Annotated in this window: 4 protein-coding genes; all 4 read right to left on the reverse strand. The window is 64.8% G+C overall.

Annotated features, from left to right (window positions below):
* Positions 1 to 177: 177 nt before the first annotated feature.
* On the reverse strand, positions 178 to 2,472 hold the full coding sequence (locus ABNF93_RS10600) for a DUF4838 domain-containing protein (RefSeq protein WP_349327752.1): 2,295 nt from the start codon (positions 2,470 to 2,472) through the stop codon (positions 178 to 180).
* Between the two features lie 697 nt (positions 2,473 to 3,169).
* Positions 3,170 to 4,021 carry an SGNH/GDSL hydrolase family protein gene (locus ABNF93_RS10605; RefSeq protein WP_349327753.1) on the reverse strand — a complete coding sequence of 284 codons (852 nt, stop codon included), beginning with the start codon at positions 4,019 to 4,021 and terminating at the stop codon, positions 3,170 to 3,172.
* A gap of 69 nt (positions 4,022 to 4,090) precedes the next feature.
* Complete coding sequence (locus tag ABNF93_RS10610; RefSeq protein ID WP_349327754.1) at positions 4,091 to 4,354, reverse strand: hypothetical protein; 264 nt, start codon at positions 4,352 to 4,354, stop codon at positions 4,091 to 4,093.
* Between the two features lie 439 nt (positions 4,355 to 4,793).
* The coding region (locus ABNF93_RS10615) for an ABC transporter substrate-binding protein (protein ID WP_349327755.1) at positions 4,794 to 6,000 on the reverse strand (1,207 nt) is incomplete at its 5' end.

A 6,000-nucleotide genomic window follows, 5' to 3' on the forward strand; every position in this document is an offset into this window, starting at 1 on the left:
CTCCCTTTGGGTGTCGGTCAACACGCTTGCCCACGATCTGCGGCCCGATGCTGACGACCGCGGTTGTGGTCGGTTTCCGTCAGAGGACAGGTTGCGGACCGGATCGAGGAGTTGAAGGCCGCTCGGTGAGGTAGCGATCGAGCTGAGGGAGTGGAAGAAGCCAGCCGAGCATCGTGATCAGGCCTTGATCGCAAAGACTCGGTCGACCCAGATCCCGGGCACCTGTGAGAGGTTCCAGACGTAGAGCACGTGCTCGGGGTTGTGGGTGTAGGTGCCGGAGAGCTCGATCTCGTGATATTCGCCGTTGGACAGCTCGCCGGCTGTCTTCGTGATGCTGACGCCCTGCGGGTGGATCCCGGTGTTGACGACGGGCGTGTCTGCGGCCAGCGATCCGGTGTCGGCTCTGAGGGTCACGAAGAGCCGCCAGGATGACCCCTGCGGTAGAGCATCGAACCAGAACTGCACACCCCACTGCGAGTCATGGGGATCCATCCGCAGCGCTCGATGATCGGACGCCATTTCGTCAATCACCAATGTGGTCATCCAGGGAGCAGCGATGCGGATAACCTCTTCCTGGTAGTCGACCCATTCATCGGCAGGCAGACCGCTCACCGAGTCCGGCGGGGTCACTTCGCCAGGTGGGACGTCGCTTGGAGGGAGCGGATCCACGTTGTATCCGTCGACGACTTTCCCAACATCGCCGCCCCCCTCGTTGACACGGCTGATGCCCGACAGCGAGAGTACTCGTTTGTCCCGCTCCTTGCGGTTCACCAGGTCCATGTCCCAGGTCTGTCCTGCGCGCTGAAGGTCTTGGACGTAGGACTGAGCTCGCATGAAGATCACGTGGTCAAGGTTGAATCGTGCGACAGCGACCCGGTCGACCAACTCGGGGTCCTTGCGTACCGCCGCCTCAGCTGCCGCGAGGTGGCCGTCGGCCGCACGCACGACATCAAGCCTGTAGATCGGCGACATGAAATTGGAAGCCTCGGTCAGTGCGCCGTTCGCCTCCTTGGACTCCCACAGCGTCTGCAGGTAGGCCTCGATGTGCGGCGCGGCGGCGCCGTAGTAGCCCTTGAGGAACTTCCGCACGGTCGCCCGGACGTCCAGCGTCGGATCCCAGGCGAGCCGCGAGTGCACCCAGGTGCGCATGGCGGACATGTCGCCGCCCCGGGTGTTCCAGACACCCTGGATGAACAGTCCCTGCACCTGCGGGATACGAGCCACCTGGCGGATCGTCTCGAAGCCGTCGAACCACTGCGGGAACGGCATCAAGTAGCTGGAAAACATTGTCTGGTAGTCCCACAGCACGATGTTCTTGCAGATCTTTGACCAGCCCTGCAGGTAGTCGCCCCATTGCTGGTTTGCCGCATCCATGATGGGCTTCCCGCGGTTGGCGATGATCGGGCACATCGTGATCACCACGTTGTCCTCGATCGTCATGCCCGCCGGCGGCTTGATCGACCACCAGTACGCCTCGGTCTCCAGTCGGGCGTTAGGGATCACCCGGCGGATCCGTCGCGCCAGGTCGTTGACGAAGTCAAACATGGCCGCCCCCTGTGCCCCGCCGTGCGCGTCGTTGAACGCCTGGCTGTCCGGGTCGGCCTGCCACGTGGCGCTGTCCCACTGGATGATGCCGAGGGAGGCGTCCTCGCCACGTGCGATGCGCTCGTTGATCAGCCGAGTGATCGTCGCGGTCGCCTGTTCCCGCGCGGCGGGGCTCATGAACAGCAGGTTCTCGTTGTAGATAAGGGAGCGGTCTGTCACTAGGTCGCGGAAGAAGGTCGGCCGGTCTTCCGGCCAGTACCCGGACCATACGTTGAGGTCCGCCGGCATCTTCACCTCGTACATGTCACGGCGGCCGTTAAGTCGCAGGTGGTGGCGGTGCTCGCCGCTGAACGTCTCGCCGTAGTGGAGCTGGCGGAACCTGAATCGCGGCACGTAGTCGCGGTTCAGGTCGTCGAGGTCCATCTCGACCGCGTCCGTCTCCGGCACGGTCTCGGAGGTCTCGGCGAACCACCGGACGCCGAGCTGGGACTCGACGAACCAGTAGGCGCCGTGGAGGGTGCCGAGCTGCCCGGGGCCGGTGATCAGGATGTCCTTACCGGCCGTCCGCACCGCGAAGCCGTCGTCGCCGAGCTGGGACGTGTCGACAGGGCCGAAGCGCGATGCGTACGAGTTGCCGGCGCCGACAACCAACAGGTCGGGAAAGCCAGGGTGTGCCGTGTCCTCGTCGACGAGCGGGAACGCCCCGCCGGTGACCCGGCGCGCGTACTCGGCCAGCTCACGCGCGGCACGCCGTACCATCGCCGGCTCGTCGCTGGCCACCAGCACCGCGTACGTCGAACGGCCACCGTGAACCAGGCTCAGACCCTCTCGCGGTGAAGCTGCAGAGATGCCCGGCGGGACCATCCCAGCGAAGGCCGCGACGAGACCACCTGCGGCCCCGTACCGCAGGACGGAGCGACGTGACACGGATAGAGGCGACTGCACACACTCAAGATCTGACATGGTCTGACCCCTCACGAGTCCGGGATGTTCATGCCATCAGGTGACGCGATTGGAGCGCTCCAGTAATGTAGGCTCAGCTCGCGAGGTCGTCAACAGCTGCGTGCTTTCCGTGAAGCGGAGGGCGGGGTGAACCCAGATCCGATGACAAGAATGCGGCTGCGGCTAACGCCCTCGCCTGCCACGGACGCGACCAGCACATCTACTGCGACCGCAAGCGCCCTGGTGCACTACCGGTCGTGATCTGCCACCGTGCGTGGCCTGTGGACAACGACCGGGCTGCTCAAGTCCGGGAGTGTCTCAGAAATGGCCAAGGCTTCATCCTGCTCGGTTAGCATTCGCAACGCGTCCAGCAAGAGAAGGCTCATGTGCAGAGCCGGCGGAACGCGGCTCACCGTCGTCGTCGAGCGGCGGAACGCCTTGCTCGGGCGGGGCCCTGGGATCCGCGACCAGTGCCGGTATTTGAGCTCGGGCAGGATCGGCTATGAGGTCGGTGGCAACATCGACGCGATGCCTCACATAGGCGTCGGCGTTCACGGTGGTCGCCACCTTGCCGTTGTCCACCCACACGCCGGTGAGGCTGGAGCCGTCCCGCAGGGCGTCGCGAAACTCGTTGCCCGTTGTCGGGACCTCGGCACCGATGGTTTGAAGGGATTCACCAGTCCTAGCTGCCGGTGGCGGCCGGGGCGGCGCCCAGGCCGGCCGCGATCTCCTCGGCGAAGATCGCGTGGCCCCGGTCGTCGGGGTGGTTGATGCCGTTGCGCAGCATGGTGAGGTACGGGATCCCCAGCGACCACAACTCCTGCCAGCGTGGCGAAACCGACGCGAGCGCGACATCATGCCGCCGCGCGAACTCCCGGAGGAATCCCACGTAGGGACGCTCATCGACCAGGTCCATCGTGCTCGCCCCCATCCAGTCCGGACGGCTGAAGTGCGGTTCCACGAGCAGAAGATCTGCACCCAACGCGTGGGTCTGGCGTAGCAGTAGCTGGTAGGAGCGTTCGATCTGGGGAATCGACAGGTGCGCGTCGTTGACGAACTCGACCGTGACCAAGTCGGGCTTGCTTGTGGCAACCCGATCCCAATCGGTTCCGGGCATTGGGTCGTCGAGGCCGAGCCACTGGGTCGACGTCGACCCACCGACGGCAACCGCCGTGACCGTGGCCGACAGCCCGTGCGCGGCCAACATCCGGCCGAGCAGCGCGGGATAGGCGGTGGCTGGAGAGGAGGCCGAGTAGCCTACCGTCACACTGTCACCAAGGCAGGTGATCCGGCCGCTGCCGCCGCGCAGCGATTCCGACCAGCGGGGCAGCCGGGCCGACTGGGGGTGTGAGCGTAGACCGGCCGATCGGCTAACCGGGAGGAGCTCAGCCTCGGCCGGGTTGGCGTGGTAGGGCAGGAAGAGGTTTGCCAGGTGCTTAGCCGCCGCGGGGACCGGCGGCGGCAACGGGTTGCTGAGGTGGCTCTTGCCAATAATCACCTCGGGGCCATCACCCGCATCGACGACCGCGTCCACCCGCAGCAGCCCATAGTCATAGTCGACCACGAACGGGCCGGCCATCTCCGGGGCCCGCGTCACCGCGCCCTACACCTGGTCGACAAAGACGTCCTCGCCGATGGCGAGCTCGCCAGCGGGCCCAGCCACCCGGACCGAGCCGGGCCGCAGACTTCCCGGCGCGGGGGTATCGTCGGTGCCGCGGAACTCGGTAACGATCCCGCGTAGCTGGGCGCCATAACGCCACTGGTCGGGCCGCCCTTCCGGCGGCTCGATGACCTCCGCACGAACTCGACGCCATTCAGCGCCACGAATCTGCCCACGGATCCGGTCCCGGAGCGCCCGCGCATCCATCGATGCACCTCCCTCATATGCACTCGACGCACGCTTTCAAGCTGTGTCCATGAAAGCCCTTCAACGTCCCCACTGCGAATCCTCACCGCCGCCTGCCCGTCGCCTCGGGAGTTCGCGGCGTGTGCGCGACCGATGGTGCGCGCTCGGCGGGTTGAAGGGATACCAACGACCGATCCCATCAAGCAACGGCCGTCCGCGCTCGGTGCCAATTACTCATCTCGGCCGCGATGGTCAGCACCGCCGGCGTTCTGATCAGCGGGCTCCGCCCGGGTACCGGCACGTGCCCAGTCCTCGTACATTCCGACCGAGCCCGTCCAGTTCCACGCTTGGAACACCGACCCGATCGATTACAGCACCTGCCGCGTCGACAACGGCGAGGTGTTCACTCCAACCCGGACTATCCCGGCGGCGGGTCATTCCCGCTCGACACCAGGCAGTCCTATTGCTCTTCGATGAAGTATTGGCACGGGTTGGTTGGGGCGGGGTCCATGTAGACCCACACGGTGCCGTGGGACATGACGTTGTCCTTGGGGAAGTTCTGGGTTCGGGTTGAGACGATGCCGTAGGACGTGGTGGGTGCGGCGATTCCGATGCCGTGGAATTCGTCTCTGACGCTGGCGAGTATCTGCGTCATCAGCTGATGCTGCCTGTCAACGTCTGGCTCGGCCTTGAGCTGGTCGTACATCGCCAGCTGGTCTCGTATCACCTTTGGCGGCTCTTCACCGTCCTTGCCGCCGCTGCGGTACCAGGTGCACCAGGGCACGCCGAAGAACGAGTACGGCGGGTTGGTCGGCAGATAGTTGTAGGGGTTGGCCAGGATGACCGCGTCCAGCCCACCCTCGCCCTGCCAGACCGCGGCGTCATGGCTGTTGGCTTCGCCGCGGGTCACGGCCAGTTCTGCGCTGACGCTGTTGACCTTGGCGTCGATGCCAACGTCCTTCCAGTTGCCGACGACAAGCTGCATCGTGTCGACCCAGACGGTGATGTCGCTGCGTACGTCGACCTGAAAAGTAATCGGCTTGCCGTCAGGGCCGAGCCGGATCCCATCTGCGTTCTTCCTGGGGTACGCCTTGTCCAGGTATTCGTTCGCCTGGTCCACGTCGTAGTCGAGGTACTGGGTCGCCATCTGTTCGTCGTAATAAGTGGATTCCTTTCGCGGCGCGATCTGCCACGGTTCGGCCTGCCGCTGCATCACCGCGTTGATGATGTCCTTTCGGTTGATCGCGTACGACAGTCCGATGCGGAAGTCCTTGTTGTTGATGATCTCCCGCATCACCGGGTTCTTGTGGGTCAGGTTCAGGTAAACCGCGACCTGGCTGGTCAGCGCTGGAATCGCGTCGAAGAAGCGGTACCCACCCTTCTGCCGACCATCGGCCAGGACCGGCTTGTTGACCGGCTCGTCGAAGGCAAAGTCGACCTCGCCATTGGTCGCCTTCAGCAGCGATACCTCTGGGTCGGTGACCACCGACCACACCATGCCGTCCATGTAGGGAAGTTGGCTGCCCTCTGGATCCACCTTCCAGTAGTACGGATTGCGCTCAACCGTTACCTGGGTCTTCGTGTTGGTCTTGAGCAACCATGGATAGATCGATGGCTTCTCGGGGTTGGATCCGAAGCTGAAGTCACCGCCCCTTTGCTGGTGTTGG

This window comes from Actinopolymorpha sp. B9G3 (assembly GCF_040120725.1).
Taxonomy (GTDB): domain Bacteria; phylum Actinomycetota; class Actinomycetes; order Propionibacteriales; family Actinopolymorphaceae; genus Thermasporomyces.

Coding starts and splice junctions, on each gene's coding strand:
- ABNF93_RS10610 (WP_349327754.1), bottom strand. CDS start 4,354: ATGGATGCGCGGGCGCTCCGGGACCGGATCCGTGGGCAGATTCGTGGC.